This is a genomic window from Burkholderia sp. DN3021 (genome assembly GCF_049805555.1).
Taxonomy (GTDB): Bacteria; Pseudomonadota; Gammaproteobacteria; order Burkholderiales; family Burkholderiaceae; genus Burkholderia; species Burkholderia pyrrocinia_C.
Genome location: NZ_JBNCAB010000028.1, coordinates 46961 through 64441, shown reverse-complemented (window position 1 = coordinate 64441; position 17481 = coordinate 46961). Strand labels below are relative to the sequence as shown.

At 68.1% G+C, this 17481-nt stretch carries 17 protein-coding genes; 2 read left to right on the top strand and 15 right to left on the bottom strand.

All coding sequences use genetic code 11. The features are described from left to right. Window positions 1-111 precede the first annotated feature (111 nt). The 12 genes from ugpQ to ACPUER_RS16230 all read right to left on the bottom strand — a co-directional run bounded on the left by ugpQ (window position 112) and on the right by ACPUER_RS16230 (window position 12253). Window positions 112-876, bottom strand: a complete 765-nt coding sequence (gene ugpQ / locus ACPUER_RS16285; RefSeq protein WP_425131573.1) for a glycerophosphodiester phosphodiesterase — start codon at window positions 874-876, stop codon at window positions 112-114. 28 nt (window positions 877-904) lie between these two features. Beyond that, complete coding sequence (locus tag ACPUER_RS16280) at window positions 905-1990, bottom strand: sn-glycerol-3-phosphate import ATP-binding protein UgpC (RefSeq protein WP_310141994.1); 1086 nt, start codon at window positions 1988-1990, stop codon at window positions 905-907. A 32-nt stretch (window positions 1991-2022) separates the two neighbouring features. Beyond that, the gene (gene ugpE / locus ACPUER_RS16275) at window positions 2023-2868 is read right to left on the bottom strand and encodes a sn-glycerol-3-phosphate ABC transporter permease UgpE (RefSeq protein WP_425131572.1); all 846 of its coding nucleotides are present in this window, start codon (window positions 2866-2868) and stop codon (window positions 2023-2025) included. After that, window positions 2865-3749 (bottom strand): sn-glycerol-3-phosphate ABC transporter permease UgpA, encoded by an 885-nt coding sequence (ugpA, locus tag ACPUER_RS16270; protein ID WP_175963238.1) that lies wholly within the window; start codon window positions 3747-3749, stop codon window positions 2865-2867. Before ugpA ends, ugpE begins: the two co-directional genes overlap by 4 nt. A gap of 96 nt (window positions 3750-3845) precedes the next feature. Continuing rightward, window positions 3846-5180: a sn-glycerol-3-phosphate ABC transporter substrate-binding protein UgpB gene (gene ugpB, locus ACPUER_RS16265; RefSeq protein WP_425131571.1), complete on the bottom strand. Its 1335-nt coding sequence runs from the start codon at window positions 5178-5180 to the stop codon at window positions 3846-3848. Between the two features lie 90 nt (window positions 5181-5270). Further along, window positions 5271-6479, bottom strand: coding sequence for a deoxyguanosinetriphosphate triphosphohydrolase (locus tag ACPUER_RS16260; RefSeq protein WP_425131570.1), 1209 nt, complete (start codon window positions 6477-6479; stop codon window positions 5271-5273). A 41-nt stretch (window positions 6480-6520) separates the two neighbouring features. Then, window positions 6521-7600, bottom strand: coding sequence for a 3-dehydroquinate synthase (gene aroB, locus ACPUER_RS16255; RefSeq protein WP_310142000.1), 1080 nt, complete (start codon window positions 7598-7600; stop codon window positions 6521-6523). Next, the gene (gene aroK / locus ACPUER_RS16250) at window positions 7597-8151 is read right to left on the bottom strand and encodes a shikimate kinase AroK (RefSeq protein WP_175963255.1); all 555 of its coding nucleotides are present in this window, start codon (window positions 8149-8151) and stop codon (window positions 7597-7599) included. The genes aroB and aroK overlap by 4 nt, the downstream gene beginning before the upstream one ends. Before the next feature lie 40 nt (window positions 8152-8191). Further along, a complete protein-coding gene (locus tag ACPUER_RS16245; RefSeq protein WP_175963242.1) occupies window positions 8192-9826 on the bottom strand; it encodes a type IV pilus secretin PilQ in 1635 nt (544 codons plus the stop codon). After that, the gene (locus ACPUER_RS16240; RefSeq protein ID WP_425131569.1) at window positions 9823-10689 is read right to left on the bottom strand and encodes a pilus assembly protein; all 867 of its coding nucleotides are present in this window, start codon (window positions 10687-10689) and stop codon (window positions 9823-9825) included. The genes ACPUER_RS16245 and ACPUER_RS16240 overlap by 4 nt, the downstream gene beginning before the upstream one ends. Further along, window positions 10686-11318, bottom strand: a complete 633-nt coding sequence (locus ACPUER_RS16235) for a fimbrial protein (RefSeq protein WP_425131568.1) — start codon at window positions 11316-11318, stop codon at window positions 10686-10688. Before ACPUER_RS16235 ends, ACPUER_RS16240 begins: the two co-directional genes overlap by 4 nt. A gap of 11 nt (window positions 11319-11329) precedes the next feature. Next, window positions 11330-12253, bottom strand: a complete 924-nt coding sequence (locus ACPUER_RS16230; protein WP_175963244.1) for a competence protein ComA — start codon at window positions 12251-12253, stop codon at window positions 11330-11332. 226 nt (window positions 12254-12479) lie between these two features. Here ACPUER_RS16230 and ACPUER_RS16225 point away from each other — a divergent pair, with 226 nt between their 5' ends. Next, on the top strand, window positions 12480-14873 hold the full coding sequence (locus ACPUER_RS16225) for a penicillin-binding protein 1A (protein WP_175963245.1): 2394 nt from the start codon (window positions 12480-12482) through the stop codon (window positions 14871-14873). Window positions 14874-14966: 93 nt separating this feature from the next. Here ACPUER_RS16225 and cyaY read toward each other — a convergent pair whose 3' ends face one another. Beyond that, window positions 14967-15293, bottom strand: a complete 327-nt coding sequence (cyaY, locus tag ACPUER_RS16220; protein WP_047899594.1) for an iron donor protein CyaY — start codon at window positions 15291-15293, stop codon at window positions 14967-14969. Window positions 15294-15329: 36 nt separating this feature from the next. On the opposite strand from cyaY, the gene lptM reads away from it, so the two are divergent. Continuing rightward, window positions 15330-15608: an LPS translocon maturation chaperone LptM gene (gene lptM / locus ACPUER_RS16215; RefSeq protein ID WP_175963246.1), complete on the top strand. Its 279-nt coding sequence runs from the start codon at window positions 15330-15332 to the stop codon at window positions 15606-15608. Window positions 15609-15689: 81 nt separating this feature from the next. Here the strand turns inward: lptM and msrQ are convergent, their stop codons facing one another. Together msrQ and msrP are read right to left on the bottom strand one after the other, a co-directional pair. Further along, entirely contained in the window at window positions 15690-16376 is a 687-nt protein-coding gene (gene msrQ / locus ACPUER_RS16210) for a protein-methionine-sulfoxide reductase heme-binding subunit MsrQ (protein ID WP_175963247.1), read from the bottom strand. A gap of 20 nt (window positions 16377-16396) precedes the next feature. Further along, the gene (msrP, locus tag ACPUER_RS16205; protein ID WP_425131567.1) at window positions 16397-17392 is read right to left on the bottom strand and encodes a protein-methionine-sulfoxide reductase catalytic subunit MsrP; all 996 of its coding nucleotides are present in this window, start codon (window positions 17390-17392) and stop codon (window positions 16397-16399) included. Window positions 17393-17481: the final 89 nt, after the last annotated feature.

The following is a 17481-nucleotide window of genomic DNA, read 5'->3' as shown; positions in this document are numbered from 1 at the left end:
TTTCGTGACGTAACGTCTCCACGATGCAAAACGCCCCGGCGGGATTCCCGCCGGGGCGTCGTTTTTTTGTCTCAGGGTCTTCCCGCACCCACCGTCGCGCGGGACCGGCCGCTACGCGATGTCATCCAGCGCATCGGGGGCGATCAGGTCGATCCGGTCCGTGCAGACCGCGTCGACGCCCCAGCGCGCGAGCTCGCGCGCCCGTTCGAGGTCGTTCACCGTGTACGCCAGGATGCGCAGCCCGGCCGCCTTGATCGCGCGCACGAGCGGTTCGTCGAGCCGTTTGTGGTCTGCATGCAACGATATGCAGCCGAGCGCGCCGACGACCTGCGCATGCCAGTCGTCCGGCACGGCCTCGTAAAGCATCCCGCACGGCAGCGCCGGCACGGTCGCGCGCGCCTGCTGCAGCGCATCGAACGAGAACGACGACAGCAGCGGCGGCACCGCGGCATCGCGCCAGTACGCGGCCGCATCGGCCGCCACGCGCTGCCCTGTCTCGCGCTCGCGCCCGGGGCACGGCTTGATCTCGACATTCGCGGCCAGGCCGTGGGCGATACAGCGCGCCGCCGCCGCCTCGAGCGTCGGCATCCGCTCGCCCGCGAAGCGCGCGTCGAGCCATGCGCCCGCGTCGAGCGCGGCCAGCGCCTGATAACGCATGCCCGCCGCCGCCCCCTGGCCGTTCGAGGTTCGATCGACCGTGTCGTCGTGCAGCAGGAACGTTACGTCGTCGGCCGACAGCTTCGCGTCGAACTCGACCATCCGGTGACCGCGTCGCGCCCCCTCGTCGAGCGCGGCGAGCGTGTTCTCCGGCGCGAGCGTGCCGCCGCCGCGATGGGCGACGACGCGCGGATAAGGCCAGTCGGTACGGGAAATCATCGTCGGTTTCTCGGCAAATGCAGCAGGTTCAGCCGGCGCGCTTGCCGGTTTCGGGATCGAAGAAATGCAGCCGGTGCGCGGGCAGCGCGGCCGCCAGCGCCGTGCCGCGCGCGGGACGGTCCGCGTGCGGCAGGCGCACCGCGACGTCGTGATTGCCCCAGCGGCCGTGCGCGAGATTGTCCGCGCCGAGCAGCTCGCACGAGTCGACGGGCAGCGTCGCCTGCGCGACGCCCGGCTGAGGCGTCATGTGTTCGGGGCGCACGCCGAGCACCCAGTCGCGCCCGGTGGCGATCGCCGCGCCGATACCGGGCGCGCCGGCGACCGGCAGCGCGGGGCCGCCGCCCGCGACCGAGAAGGTCGCGCCGTCGTCCGACAGCCGGCCATGCATCAGGTTCATCGCGGGCGAACCGATGAAGCCCGCGACGAACACCGTCGCCGGCTTCTCGTACACGTCGACCGGTGCACCGATCTGCTCCGCGTAACCGCGATTCATCACGATCACGCGCTGCGCGAGCGTCATCGCCTCGATCTGGTCGTGCGTCACGTAGACGCTCGTCGTCGCGAGCCGCGCATGCAGCCGCTGGATCTCGAGCCGCATCTGCACGCGCAGCTTCGCGTCGAGGTTCGACAACGGTTCGTCGAACAGGAATACCGACGGCTCGCGCACGATCGCGCGCCCCATCGCGACGCGCTGCCGCTGGCCGCCCGACAGCTCGCGCGGCCGCCGCGCGAGCAGCGGCTCGAGCTCGAGGATCTTCGCGGCCGCGGCCACCCGCGAGTCGATCGCCGCACGCTCGATCCCGCGGATCTTCAGCCCGTAGCCCATGTTCTGCGCGACCGTCATGTGCGGGTACAGCGCATAGTTCTGGAACACCATCGCGATGTCGCGATCCTTCGGCTCCAGCGCGTTGACGACCCGGTCGCCGATCGCGATCTCACCGTCCGTCACGCTCTCGAGCCCCGCGATCATCCGCAGCAACGTCGATTTGCCGCAGCCCGACGGGCCGACCAGCACGATGAATTCGCCGTCCGCGATCTCCACGTCGATGCCATGCAGCACGTGCTGCTTGCCGTCGTAGGATTTCCTGACGCCCTTCAAGCTCAGCGCAGCCATACTTGGTCTTTCTCCCGGTTGCCGTCCGTCATTCATTTCTCGGAATCGACGAGGCCGCGCACGAACCAGCGCTGCATCGCCAGCACGACGACGAGCGGCGGCATCATCGCCATCAGCGTCGCCGCCATCACGTATTGCCATTCGGTCGCGGCGTCGCCGCTCGCGATCATCGTCTTGATGCCCACCACCGCCGTCGACAGCGACGCCTCCGTCGTGATCAGGATCGGCCACAGATACTGATTCCAGCCGTAGATGAACGTGATCACGAACAGCGACGCGATGCTCGTCTTCGACAGCGGCAGCACGACGTCCCAGAAGAAGCGCAGCGCGCCCGCGCCGTCGATGCGCGCGGCGTCCATCAGCTCGTCGGGCAGCGTCATGAAGAACTGGCGGAACAGGAACGTCGCGGTCGCCGATGCGATCAGCGGCAGCGTTAGCCCCGCGTAGGTGTTCGTCAGGTGCAGCGTCGACACGACCTGCACGGTCGGGAAGATCCGCACTTCCACCGGCAGCATCAGCGTGACGAAGATCAGCCAGAACGCCGTGTTGCGAAACGGGAAGCGGAAATAGACGATCGCGTACGCGGACAGGATCGACATCGCGATCTTGCCGACCGCGATGCCGAGCGCCATCGCGAAGCTGTTCACGAGCAGCCGGCCGAACGGCGCCGTCGTACCGCCGCTGCCGTGCCACCAGATGTACGCGATGTTCTCGAACAGGTGCGTGCTTGGCACGAGCGACAGCGGCACCGTGAACACTTCCTGCGCATTCATCGTCGCCGCGCAGAACGCGACGTAGACAGGAAACACGATCAGCACGACGCCCGCGACCAGCACCGCGTGGCAGAACAGGTCGAAGCCCTTGCGATTTTCGATCATGCGTATTGCACCCTGCGTTCGACGAAGCGGAACTGGATCACCGTGAGCCCGACGACGATGATCATCAGCACGACCGACTGTGCGCCCGAACTGCCGATGTCGAGCCCCTGGAAGCCCTCCGCGAAGATCTTGTAGATCAGCGTCTTCGTGCTCTGCGCCGGACCGCCGCCGGTGGCCGCGTCGATCACCGGGAACGTGTCGAAGAACGCATAGACGAGGTTCACGACCAGCAGGAAGAAACTCGTCGGCGACAGCAGCGGCAGCACGATGTGGAAGAAACGCCGCACCGGCCCCGCGCCGTCGATCGCCGCCGCCTCGATCAGCGAGCGCGGGATCGCCTGCAGGCCCGCGTAGAAGAACAGGAAGTTGTAGCTCACCTGCTTCCACACCGACGCGAGCACGACGAGGAACATCGCCTGCCCGCCGTTCAGCGCGTGGTTCCACACGATGCCGCCCTTCGCGAGCGCATATGTGATGAGCCCGATGCTCGGGTTGAACAGGAACGCCCACAGCACGGCCGCGATCGTCGGTGCGACCGCGTACGGCCAGATCAGCAGCGTGCGATATGCGCGCGCGCCGCGGGTCACGCGGTCGGCGCACGCGGCGAGCAGCAGCGACACGACGAGCCCGCTCACCGTGACGAGCGAGCTGAACACGAGCGTCGTGCGAAATGAATCGAGGTACAGCGGATCGGCGAACAGGCGCGTGAAGTTCGCGAAGCCGACGAATTCGCTCGACGTGCCGAACGCGTCCTGCATCTGCGTCGACTGCCAAAGCGCGACACCGGCCGGCCACAGGAAGAACACGGCGGTGATCGCGAGCTGCGGCGCGATCAGCAGGTACGGCACCAGGCTCGTACCGAAGCGGGAACGGGATTGCATCGCGGAGATCCGGTCAGGCGAAACGGAAAAGAAACCGCGCCGCCGGACCGCACGCGCGCATGCGCGGCGCGGCCGGCGGCACGAAGCGATGCGTGCTCAGCCGCCCGACTTCTCGAAGCGGCGCAGCAACTCGTCGCCGCGCGAGGCCGCCGAATCGAGCGCGTCCTTCGGCGACTTCTTCTGCGCCCAGACCTGTTCGAACTCCTCGTCGACGATCGTGCGGATCTGCGGCATGTTGCCCAGACGCAGCCCCTTCGTGTACGGCAGCGGCGGCTTGTTCAGCATCTGCTTGATCGCGGTTTCGGCGCTCGGGTTCTTCGCGTAGAAGCCCTGCTGGCGCGTGAGGTCGTACGCGGCCGTCGTGACCGGCAGGTAGCCCGTGTCCTGGTGCCACTTCGCGGCGACGGCCGGCGATGCCAGGTACGCGAGGAATTTCGCGACGCCCTTGTAGGTCGCCGGATCCTTGCCGGCCAGCACCCACAGGCTCGCGCCGCCGATGATCGCATTCTGCGGCGCGCCCTTCACGTTCGCGTCGTACGGCATCATGCCCGTGCCGTAGCTGAACTTCGCGAATTTCTGCACGTTCGCGAGCGCGCCCGACGACGTCGTCATGATCCCGCAGTCGCCGCTGTAGAACTTCGCCGATGCTTCGTCCTTGCGGCCCGCGTACGTGAACGTGCCGTCCTTCGCCATCTGCTGCAGGAACGCGACGTGCGCGATCTGCTGCGGCTTGTTGAACTCGAGCACAGCGTCGGCGCCGTCGAAGCCGTTGTTGCGGCTCGCGAACGGCAGCCCGTGCCATGCACTGTAGTTCTCGAGCTGGATCCAGCCCTGCCAGCCGGTCGTGAAGCCGCACGCCATCCCCGACTTGCGCAGCTTCTCGGCATCGGCCTTCACGTCGTCCCACGTCTTCGGCGGCTGGTTCGGGTCGAGCCCGGCCTTCTTGAACGCATCCTTGTTGTAGTACAGCACCGGCGTCGAGCTGTTGAACGGCATCGACACGAGATGGCCCGTCTTCGCGTCGCTGTAGTAGCTCGAGATGGTCGGCACGAACGCCTTTTCGTCGAGCGGCACGCCGGCCTGCTTGAACACGTCGTAGACGGGCACGACGGCCTTCTTCGCCTGCATCATCGTGGCCGTGCCGACTTCATAGACCTGGAGGATCGCCGGCGCGTTGCCGCTGCGATAGGCGGCGATGCCGGCCGCGAGCGCCTGGTCGTAGGTGCCCTTGAAGACCGGCACGATCTTGTAGTCGCTCTGCGACGCGTTGAACTGCTCGGCAATCGCGTTGACCCGCTCGCCGAGCGCGGCCTCCATCGCATGCCAGAACTGGATCTCCGTCGCGGCGAGCGCCACGTGCTGCACACCGAACATCAGCGCGCCGCCGAGCGCGATCGAACGAACCATGGTCCCCGCAGGCTTCTTCTTCATCGACCTCTCTCCTATGAAAACGTTACCAACAGCGTGTGCAACATTCCCGTCGCCATTGAACCGGCGAAGTCTAGTGATCGTTTGTGACAGTCAGTTGTCGTTGACGACGAACAGGCGCTGATATTCCTTCAGCGCGAAGCGGTCGGTCATTCCGGCGATGTAGTGCGCGACGAGACGCGGTTGCTGCGTTGCGTCGTCCGACTGGTACGGCGGCGGCAGCAGGCGCGGATCGTCGATGAACGCGTCGAACAGCCCCGTGACGACGCGCTGCGCCTTGCTCGCCATGCGCATCACCTTGTAGTGGCGATACAGGTTCTTGAAGAGGAAACGCTTGAGGGCGGCCGCCTGCGCGGCGACCGTCGCGCTGTGCGACACGAGCGGCGGCGCGGCGCGCACGTCGTCGAGCGACGCGGGCGCCACGCGCGCGAGATTGCGCGTCGTCTCGTCGATCAGGTCGACGATCAGCGTGTTGATGATGCGGCGCACCGTCTCGTGCACGAGGCGGCGGCCTTCGAGGTGCGGGAATTCGGCGAGCGCCTCCTCGTAGTGGCGCTGCCACAGCTCGACTTCCGCGAGCTGCTCGATCGTGATCAGGCCGGAACGCAGGCCGTCGTCGACATCGTGGTTGTTGTAGGCAATTTCGTCCGCGATGTTCGCGAGCTGCGCTTCGAGCGACGGCTGGCGGCCCTGCAGGAAGCGCTCGCCGAGCGCGCCGAGCTTGCGCGCATTCTCGCGCGAGCAGTGCTTCAGAATGCCTTCGCGCGTCTCGAAGCACAGGTTCAGCCCGTTGAACGCGCCGTAGTGTTCCTCGAGCTCGTCGACGACGGCAAGGCTCTGCAGGTTGTGCTCGAAGCCGCCGTGCTCGCGCATGCACGCATTCAGCGCGTCCTGGCCGGCATGGCCGAACGGCGTATGGCCAAGATCGTGCGCGAGCGAGATCGCTTCGACGAGATCCTCGTTCAGGCGCAGGTTGCGCGCGACCGAGCGCGCGATCTGCGCGACTTCGAGGCTGTGCGTGAGGCGCGTGCGGAACAGGTCGCCTTCGTGATTGACGAAGACCTGCGTCTTGTATTCAAGCCGGCGAAACGCGGTCGAATGGACGATGCGGTCGCGGTCGCGCTGGAATTCGGTGCGCGCCGCCGGCGGCGTTTCCGGATGGCGGCGGCCGCGCGACTGCGACGCGTGTGCGGCATACGGAGCGAGATGGGCTTCCAGCGCCGCCAGCGTCGGCGGCTCGGCCACCGGCGCAGCGGATGCGCGGCCGGCTTCGGGCAGTGTGCTGCTGGATGTCTCGCTCACGTCTCCTCCATGTCAGGGGCGCCGGGGCATCCGGGCCGCCGTTACCGGGTTGTCTGCGCCAGTGTAGCGAATACGGCTTCGTCCGGCGCCTGCGTGATCAGCGTATCGCCGAATCGCTTCAGCAGGATGAACTTGATCGCGCCGGCCTCGGCCTTCTTGTCGACGCGCATCAAATCCATGTAGCGCGCGTCGCCGAGCGCGGGCCCGCGGGTCGGCAGGTGCGCGGCCGCGATCACCGCGTCGAGCCGCTGCCGCGACGCTTCGTCGAGCAGGCCGAGCCGCACCGACAGGTCGCCCGCCATCACCATCCCGCAGCCGACCGCCTCGCCGTGCAGCCATTCGCCGTAGCCAAGGCCGGCCTCGATTGCATGGCCGAACGTGTGGCCGAAGTTCAGGATCGCGCGCAGGCCGCCTTCGCGCTCGTCGGCCGCGACCACGCTCGCCTTGATCTCGCACGAGCGCTTCACGGCGTGCGCGAGCGCTGCCGGCTCGCGACGGTTCAGCGCGTCGACGTTCGCCTCGATCCAGTCGAAGAATTCCGCATCGGCGATCGCGCCGGTCTTGATGATCTCGGCGACACCGGCCGCCAGTTCGCGATCGGGCAGCGTCGCCAGCGCGCCGATGTCCGCGATCACGGCCTGCGGCTGGTAGAACGCGCCGATCATGTTCTTGCCGAGCGGGTGGTTGATGCCCGTCTTGCCGCCGACCGACGAATCGACCTGCGACAGCAGCGTCGTCGGTACCTGGATGAACGGCACGCCGCGCATGTAGCACGCGGCGGCAAAGCCCGTCATGTCGCCGACCACGCCGCCGCCGAGCGCGACGAGCGTCGTCTTGCGATCCGCGCGCCCGGTCAGCAAGCCGTCGAAGATCAGGTTCAGCGTTTCCCAGTTCTTGTACGCCTCGCCGTCCGGCAGCACGACCGTCGACACATGCTTGCCAAGCGGCGCGAGCGCCGCGCGCAGCGTGTCGCCGTAAAGCGGATCGACCGTCGTGTTCGTGACGATCGTGACGGACGAACCCTTGATGTGAGGCGCGAACAGCTCCGCGCGGCCGATCAGGCCGGCGCCAATATGAATCGGATAGGCGCGGTCGCCCAGATCGACGTTGACAGTAATCATGCTTGTAGCGGCTTGGCGATGACGCCCGCCAGTTCGAGTTGCATCAGCACCATGTTGACGAGACCGTTGACCGACGGACGGCCGGTCTCGATGACGAAATCCGCGCATTCGCGGTACAGCGGGTCGCGCACTTCGTAGAGCGCTTCGAGGCGCCCCTTCGGATCCTCGGTCTGCAGCAGCGGGCGGTTCTTGTCCTTGCGCGTGCGCAGCCACAGATCGTGCGGATTGGCACGCAGATAGACGACGATGCCACTGCTTTTCAGGCAGTCGCGATTTTCCGGGCGCAGCACCGCGCCGCCGCCCGTCGCGAGCACGATGTTCTCGCGCTGCGTGAGCTCGGCGATTACCTGTGTTTCGCGATCGCGAAACCCGGTCTCGCCCTCCAGCTCGAAGATCACCGGAATGCGCGCGCCCGTGCGGGCCTCGATTTCGTGGTCGGAGTCGAAGAACGTCCTGTCGAGACGACGCGCGACCGCACGGCCCACGGTGGTCTTACCCGCTCCCATAAGGCCGACGAAAAATACGTTTGCATGTGGGTCCCGCGCTTGCAACGGCTTCCTCTGCTTCAATCTTGCTGGTGTGTGGCGCAGCTTACTGGCAAAGCGGCTGCCTTGTCGAGCCTGCGCCGGCGGCTTCCGGCCCCGTTTTGTCGTGATCCGCGCCAGCCGCGCCGCGCGCATCGCAGCGCGCATCGACGATGGTCGGCGTGATGAAGACGACCAGTTCGCTGCGCTGGTCGCGCTGCGCGCGGTGCCGGAAAAGCGCGCCCAGAATCGGTATTTTGCCCAAGAGCGGCACGCGCGTCACATCGTTCCGGCGCAGCTGCTCGTAGATCCCGCCGATCGCGACCGTCCCGCCGTCCTCGACCTCGACGCGCGTCTGCACGTGCTTCGTATGGATAGCCGGGCCGGCCGCCGTCGGCTCGCCGACGCTGTCCTTCGTCACGTCCAGGTCGAGCACCACGCGCCCGTCGGGCGTGATCTGCGGCTCGACCTCGAGCTTGAGCGTCGCGCGGCGGAACTGCACGCCGCTCACGCCGTTGCCGATCTTCGCCTGGTACGGCAGCTCCGAACCCTGCTCGACGATAGCCTTGACGCGATCGGCGGTCACCACGCGCGGACGCGAAACGATCTGTCCCCGCCCCTGCGCTTCGAGTGCGTTCAGTTCGATGTCGAGTACGCGGCTGAGCGGCGCGGCGAACAGCGTGAAGCCGGCGGTTGCCGCCTCGAAGCCGCCGAGCGGCCGCGCGGCAAGGTCGAGCGCGTTGCGCGCGTCCGCCGTGAACGTGGTGCCGTCGCCCGACGGGGGGCGCCCCTGCGCACGCAGCGCGACGCGTGCGCCGAGGTTGCGCGAGAAGCCCTGTTCGCCCTCGACGATGCGCGCCTCGATCCGGACCTGCCGCGATGGCCGGTCGATCGCGTCGATCAGGCCCGCGATCTGCGCGATACGCGGTTCGAGATCGGTGACGAACAACAGGTTCGTGCGCGGATCGGCCGCCGCGGCGCCGCGCTTCGACAGCAGGCGCTGGCCGGTCGCGCCGGCCAGCAGCCGTTGCACGTCCTGCGCACGCGGGTAGTGCAGCGCGAACGTACGGCTCGCGAGCGGCTCCAGATCGGCGGCCCGCGCGTGCATCTCGAAGCGCTCGCGTTCGCGCGCGGCCAGTTCGGCCGCCGGCGTGACCCATATCACGTTGCCGCGCCGTGACATCGCGAGCCCGTGCGTGTCGAGCAGCGTGTCGAATGCATCGCGCCAGCGAACATTGTTCAGACGTAACGTGACGGTGCCGCGCACCTGCTCGCCGACGACGATATTGAGCCCCGTGAACCGGGCGAACGCGTCGAATGCAGCTGCGAGACCTACGCCCTGCAGATTCAGCGAGATTCGACGCGCGTCGTTCGCATCGCCCGGTTGCCGTGCCGCGTCGTCGCTCATCCGGGCCGGCGGCGCCAACGGGATCGGCGGCCCCTCCAGCCGGGGAGCCGAAGCGGCGGTTTCTGCCTGACGCGCCGCGTGAGCCGCGTGATCGAACCGTTGCGGGCCGACCTCCGCCGACACGGCATCATCCACGCCATCGGCCAAGCCTCCGGGCGGCGGCAGGCCCGGCACCTGCGCATCCATCGCCGCTGCTGGCCAGACGGCCGGCAGCGGTGGCAATGACGCGCTTGCCCCGGCCGCCGTCAATCCGGCCCAGACGACGGCGAGTGCCCGACATCCGTACTTCATCATGGCCGGCCTCCGTCATCGAGGACGAGCCGGTGCGCCCCGTCCGCCGTCGCGAGCGTCACGGCCGCGGGCTCGACACGCACCACGCGCGCAGCCCCGAGCGCTTCGCCGGGCGCCACGGCGGTGAACGTGCCGTCGCCGCCGTCGACCAGCGCGAGACCGGCGCGCGCGTCGCGAATCGTGCCGGCCAGGCGGGCAGCCTGACCATCCGCTGCGGACAAGCCAGCCGTGTCGAACGGGTCCTCGTCGAGCGCCGCTGCCGGAACCGCCGCCGTGCCGCCAACGCCCGTTGCAGCCGGCAGCGCCGGAAAAACGTCGACGGACATTTCCACGCGTGCAGCTTGCAATCCTCGCTCGACACGCAGCACCGACGGCACTGCCAGCACCGGAAAGCCTGCCAGCCCGCCGACCATGTGCAACAACGCGCGAAAGCCGCCATCCGCGACGATACGCACCGTGCGCCGGCCGTCCGACGCCGCGCCGCCGGCTTGCTGCGGTTCGATCGTTACGCGACGCAGCCCGCTCGACGCTGCGAGATCGGCCAGTTCGAGCATCAGCGCACCCCATTCCGGCGCAGGCGACAAGCGGTCATCGCGCGCTGGTGCCGGACCTGCGTCGCGCCGTTGCCCGGCGGCCGCAAGCACGCGCTGCGCATCGGCCTCCCGCACCTGCGCCGCTGCCAGCAACGTGCGACTGTGCGCGAGCCCGCTCCAGTCGGCGGCATTCGCCAGATGAATGCCGCCCGCCAGCACGGCTGCGAACGCCAGCGCGCAGCCGGCCGTATGTGCAGCCTCGGGCGACACGCGCCGCATGCCGCGCAGCCATGCTTCGCCGCGCGGCGCAGGCCGATGCACGATCGCCGTCATGCGCCGCTTCCCGATGTGCTTCGCGACGACATCGCATCGCGCCAATACAGTTGGACCGAGAACCGGAACGGCATCCCCGCCGACGCGACCGGTGCATCCGAAGCAGGCTTCAACGCGTCGATATCGATCCGCCAGTCCCGCTGCTCGCGCGCCATCCCGGCGAGCCATCGCTCGGCCGCCCGGTAACTCGTGGCGCGCACATCGAGCTCGGCACCCGTCGGTGTCGTGCGCAGCGTGTCGAGCCGAACCGCGTCGTCTCGCACCTGCGCCAGCGTCGCCAGCAGCGCTGCGACGCGCCGGTAAGGCGCGGCGAGCTCGGCTGCCCGCGCGCCGCGCCGAGCGGCGGCGGCTGCTGCACTGGCGGTGCGCGTCGCAACTTCCACCCGCGGCTGCAACTGCCGCAGCCGCGTCTCCACGCTTACGCGCTCGGCGTCCGCGCGCCACCGTAGCCATGCGGCAGCGCCCGTCCACAGACCGGCGCCGAGCACGCCGAGCAGGATTGCCGCCCCGCACTGCGCGGCCCGGCGACGTCGCAACGCCTGCGCCAGCCGCTCGCGGTACGGCAGCAGGTTGAAACCGCCGAGCCCCGCACGATCGACCGCAGCCAGCCCGGACGCGCGTGCCGGCATGCGACCGGTCATCATTCCCACACCCCGCGCAACGCCAGCCCGAACGCGACGGCGAATGCAGGGCCGCCCGGCATGCCGGCGGGCGGGCACGGCTGCCCATCCCAGCCCGTGCAGTCGAACGGCACCGCAACCGCGCCGAGCACGTCGCCGATATCGGCGACGGACGTCCCGAAGCGGGCGATGCACCGCTCGTCCCCGGCCACGAGTACGCAACGCACGGCCCCGAGCACGCGCTGGCGCAATGCGTCGGAGAACGCCTCCGGCACCCCGCCTGACAGCGCGAGCACCTGCGCGGCCAGCGCACCGTCGACCCGCCACGCTTGCACGCCCGAGTCGCTGAACCAGAGCGCGGCATAGGGATCGTGCGCGTCGAGTTCGAACTGCGCCGCATAACGCAACGCGCGCAGCGCGGCCGCCGACTCGCCGTCGACGGCCGTCAGGTCGACACCGGCCTGGGCGGCCACGTCGATCCGCCGTTCGAGCAGCGCCAGCGGGGCCACCGCGACCTCGATCTCGCCAGACTGCGCGCCGCCATCCTGCCGCCAGTCGAACGCGAGGCTGTCCGGCGCCAGCCCCGAAATGCGCTCGGCCGCCTGACGCGCGGCATCCTCGACGTCGTCACGCCCGGCCAGGTCGAGCGTCGCGGTACGGATCTCTTCATCGCACAGCGCCATCACGCCGCACGCCTCGCACCTCACTCCCGCCGCCGCCAGCCGCGACACGGCCGCCGCCAGCGAGCGCGCAACCGCCGCCCAGCGCGCGTCTTCCGGCCCGCCCGCCAACCCGACCGGCTCCCGCTCGAGCCCCTCGACGCGCACATCGGCAGCACGGGCGCGCCGGCTCAGCGCAACCACCCTCACCTCGTCCGCCCCGACGTCGATTCCCGTCGCCCCGTGCCTGCCCTGCGCGAACCGCGCCATCCATCGTCCCGCCATCCCGGCCTCCCGCGATCGTCGCGGCCCATGCCGCGTTTCCGAGACCTGATTCTGCAAAGCGGCGCGTGCGGCCGACGGGCGCCCGAACGGCCAGCATCGGCTCGGAACAGCCGTGCGCGGGCTATGCTGAAGACACGGCAACCCGCGGCTTTCCGGCGGGCAGCCCCCGTGTCAGGACCGGTCTTACCGGGCAGCTATAATCGCGAGACTGTTTTCCGGTATGCCTATGCAATCCACGACTCCTACGTCCCCGCCTCCCGCCCCGGAGCCGAAGAAGCGTCCCTGGTGGCAAAAAGTCCTGCTCGGCTTCGCCGCGATGTGCATGGCCCTCGTCGTGGCCGGCGGCCTCGTGCTCGGCTATGCGCTCGTCGTCGCGTGGCCGAACATGCCGTCGCTCGACGCGCTGACCGACTATCGCCCGAAGGTGCCGCTGCGCATCTATACGTCCGATCACGTGCTGATCGGCGAATTCGGCGAAGAGCGCCGCGACGTCGTCCATTTCAGGGACGTGCCCGACTCGCTGAAGAAGGCGATCCTCGCGATCGAGGACGCACGCTTCTACGATCACGGCGGCGTCGACCTCACCGGCATCATCCGCGCCGGCTTCGTCGCGCTGACGAACGGTCATGCATCGCAGGGCGCGAGCACGATCACGATGCAGGTCGCGCGCAACTTCTTCCTGTCGAGCGAGAAGACCTACACGCGCAAGATCTACGAGATGCTGCTCGCGTACCGGATCGAGCGCGCGCTGACGAAGGATCAGATTCTCGAGGTCTACATGAATCAGATCTATCTCGGCCAGCGCGCGTACGGCTTCGCGAGCGCCGCGCGGGTCTATTTCGGCAAGGACCTGAAGGACATCACGCTCGCGGAGGCGGCGATGCTCGCGGGGCTGCCGAAGGCGCCGTCCGCGTATAACCCAGTCGTGAACCCGAAGCGCGCGAAGGTGCGCCAGGAATACATCCTGCAGCGGATGCTCGAGCTGAACTTCATCACGCGCGAGCAGTACGACGAGGCCGTCGCGCAGCCGCTCGTCGTCAAGGGCCCGGGCCGCGATTTCAGCGTGCACGCCGAGTACGTCGCGGAAATGGTCAGACAGATGATGTACGCGCAGTACCGCGAGGAAACCTACACGCGCGGCTTCAACGTCGTCACGACGATCGATTCCGCGGACCAGCAGGTCGCGTATACCGCGCTGCGCAAGGGCATCATGGATTACGAGCGTCGGCACGGTTATCGCGGGCCGGAAGGCTTCATCGAGCTGCCGGCCGGTGCGGACGACCGCGAACAGGCGATCGACGACGCGCTGCTCGAGCACCCCGACAACGGCGAACTGATAGCCGCGGTCGTCACGGCCGCGAGCCCGCGCCAGATCACGGTCGCGTTCATCGACGGCAGCACTGCGACGATCGAAGGCGACAACCTGCGCTTCGCGTCGGGCGCGCTGTCGACCAACGCGCAGCCGAACCGCCGCATCCGCCCCGGTGCGATCGTCCGCGTCGTGAAGAACGACACCGGCAAATGGTCGATCACGCAGTTGCCGCAGGTCGAAGGCGCGTTCCTGTCGATCATCCCGCAGGACGGCGCGATCCGCTCGCTCGTCGGCGGCTTCGACTACAACAAGAACAAGTTCAACCATGTCACGCAGGCATGGCGGCAGCCGGGTTCTTCGTTCAAGCCGTTCATCTACTCGGCGTCGCTCGACAAGGGCCTCGGGCCGGCAACCGTGATCAACGATGGCCCGCTGTATTTCAGCGCCGCCGAAACGGGCGGGCAGCCGTGGGAGCCGAAGAACTACGGCGGCGGCTTCGAAGGCCCGATGTCGATGCGCACCGCGCTGCAGCGCTCGCGCAACCTCGTGTCGATCCGGATCCTGAACCACATCGGCACGAAGTACGCGCAGCAGTACATCACGCGCTTCGGCTTCGACGCCGAGCGCCATCCGGCCTACCTGCCGATGGCGCTCGGCGCGGGCCAGGTCACGCCGCTGCAGATGGCCGGCGCGTACTCGGTCTTCGCGAACGGCGGCTACCGCGTCAATCCGTACCTGATCGCCGAAGTCACCGATCCGAACGGCGCGATCGTCGCACGCGCGCAACCGCTCGTCGCCGAGCAGAACGCGCCGCGCGCGATCGACGCGCGCAACGCATACGTGATGAACAGCCTGCTGCAGAGCGTCGCGCAGCGCGGCACGGGCGCGCGGACCAACATCCTGAAGCGCACCGACCTCGCGGGCAAGACCGGCACGACGAACGATTCGCACGACGCGTGGTTCGCCGGCTACCAGCACACGCTCGCCGCGATCGCGTGGATCGGCTACGACAACCCGCGCAGCCTCGGCGATCGCGAAACCGGCGGCGGCCTGTCGCTGCCCGTCTGGATCGACTACATGGGCGCGGCGCTGAAGGGCGTACCGGAGTTCAAGCCGACGATGCCGGACGGCGTCGAGTCGCTCGGCAGCGAGCTGTACTTCACCGACTTCACGCCGGGGCACGGTTTCGTGTCGACGGTCGGTGTGCCGCAGGCGCCGGCCGCGCAGAACGTCGACGAAGCGGCGCCGGCGCCCCACGTCGACGAGCAGGAAAAGCAGGACATCATGAACCTGTTCCGCGGCCACTGACCCGCGGCCCCGGACGTGAAAAAAGCGCCCCGTGAATGAACTGCGGGGCGCTTTTTCTTTTGGTACGACATTCGGGGCCCGGCGCCCCGGCCGTCACGCGCTGAACGTGATCGGCAGGCCGGCCTGCTGCGTCGCGTATTCGGTGAGCGCCGCGTAGAACTCGGTGCCCGTGCGCGTATCGCGCCATTCGCCATCAACGAAACGGTAGTGGAATCCGCCCGCCTTCGCGGCGATCCACACTTCCTTCATCGGCGGCTGCAGGTTGACGATGATCTTCGAGCCATTCTCGAACGTCAGCGTCAGGACGCTGCCGTTGCGCTCCAGATCGATGTCGTGGTCGCCGTCGTTCGCGGTGTCGACGGTACGCTCGACGGCCGTCAGCACGGCCTCGGCACGGGTCAGGTATTCGGTATCGGACATGCTAAACTCTATCGGTTCAATTGTTCAGGGACGATCATGCGAGTCGTTTTCCGGATGAGCGCGATTGTAGCGGCTTTGGCGATTCTTGCCGGCTGCGGTCAAAGCGGCCCGCTCTATCTGCCTACCGTGCCTCCGCTGCCCAAGCCGATCCAGCAGCAGGACACGCCGCCGTCGGACGTGAAGCCGACCGATGAAAACGCGTCATCCGACAGTGTGCCCGATTCGTCCGGCACGCCGCTCATGCTGACGCCCGAACTGTCGAGCGACGCATCGAAAATGCCCGCACCGGCGTCGGGCTCGGCCGTCGCGCAGTAACGACGCGACGGCGCCCGCGCAGCTCGCGAAACAAGGCGATGACTTCCCGGTCATCGCCTTTTGTTTTTGCAGGCCGTGCCGTCACGTGCGCACGCGCCGCCATCCCCATGCGGCCAGCCGCCAGCCGAGCAGCGCGGCGACGATCGCCGCGTAAAGCTTCGGCTGCGCGAGATCGTGCTTGCCGGCTTTCATCCACCAGAAGTGCAGCACGCCGAACAGCGCGATCGCGTAGATCGCGCAGTGCAGCGTCGCCCAGTGGCGGCCGAGCCGGCGCACCATCGCGCGCGGCGACGTCGCGGCGAGCGGGATCAGCAGCATGAACGCGGCAAAGCCGACCGTGATGAACGGGCGCTTGCCGACGTCCTTCAGGATCGCGACGACGTCGAACCACTTGTCGAACCACAGGTAGGTCGTGAAATGCAGCGTCGCGTAAAAGAACGCGAACAGCCCGATCATCCGGCGAAAGCGCAGCAGCGTCGCGAAGCCCGTCATGCGCCGCAGCGGCGTGACGGCCAGCGTGATGCACAGCATCACGAGCGTCCACAGGCCGGTCGAACGCGTGATGAATTCGATCGGGTTCGCGCCGAGCCGGTCAGTCAGCCCGAACAGCACGAGACGCGCAAGCGGATAGAGGCCGGCCGCGAAAACCAGCACCTTGGCCGGCACGAGCCAGCGCGGCGCGCCGGTACGAGCAGCACCGGCCCGGGCCGCGCGTGCGGTCGATCCGGTGCCGGCTGCGCGCGCGGGTGTCAGCGTCGAAGGAGGCATGTCGTTTCTCACCGTCGCGCTCAGAAGTTCTTTTTCAGGTCCATGCCCTGATACATCGACGCAACCAGATCGCCGTAGCCGTTGAACATCAGCGTCTTGCGCTTCGGTGTGAAGAAGCCGTCCTCGCCGATGCGCCGCTCGGTCGCCTGGCTCCAGCGCGGATGATCGACGTTCGGGTTCACGTTCGAATAAAAGCCGTATTCGTTCGCTGCGTACGTGTTCCAGCTCGTCTTCGGCTGCTGGTCGACGAAGCGGATCTTCACGAGCGACTTCGCGCTCTTGAAGCCATACTTCCACGGCACGACGATTCGCACCGGCGCGCCGTTCTGGTTCGGCAGCACCTCCCCGTAGACGCCCATCGTCAGCAGCGTCAGCGGATTCATCGCCTCGTCCATCCGCAGCCCTTCCGAATACGGCCAGTCGAGCACGGGTGTCGAGAGGCCCGGCATCTGCGACGGATCGGCCAGCGTGATGAACTGCACGTATTTCGCATTGCCGGTCGGCTGCACACGCTTGATCAGCTCGGACAGCGGCACGCCGATCCACGGGATCACCATCGACCAGCCTTCGACGCAGCGCAGCCGGTACACGCGCTCCTCGAGCGGTGCGAGCTTCAGCAGTTCGTCGAGATCGAACACCTTCGGGTGCAGCACCTCGCCCTCGACGCTCACGCGCCACGGGCGCGGCCGCAGCGTGCCGGCGTTCTGCGCCGGGTCGCTCTTGTCGGTGCCGAATTCGTAGAAGTTGTTGTAGGACGTGATGTCCTTGAACGGCGTCACCTTGTCGGCCGCGACGAACTTCGGGTTCGTTTTCGCCGCGAGCTTCGCCGCCCGCGCGTCGGGCGATGCATACGCGGCAAATGCCGCACCACTGCCGCCGAGCAACCCGCCCGCCGCCGCGAGGCCGGCCGCCTGCAAGACGCGCCGCCGGTTCTCGAACACCGCGCGCGGCGTGATCTCGCTGTGCGAGATATCGGCGCCGGTCAGTACGTTCCGCAAAGGACGTTTGATCCACATCGTGCTACTCCTCCTGCATGCGCCGCGCGCACGCTTCCTGAGCGTTCGACCCGGCCCGTCATGCGCCGTTCGACGCCCGGATCGCCCGC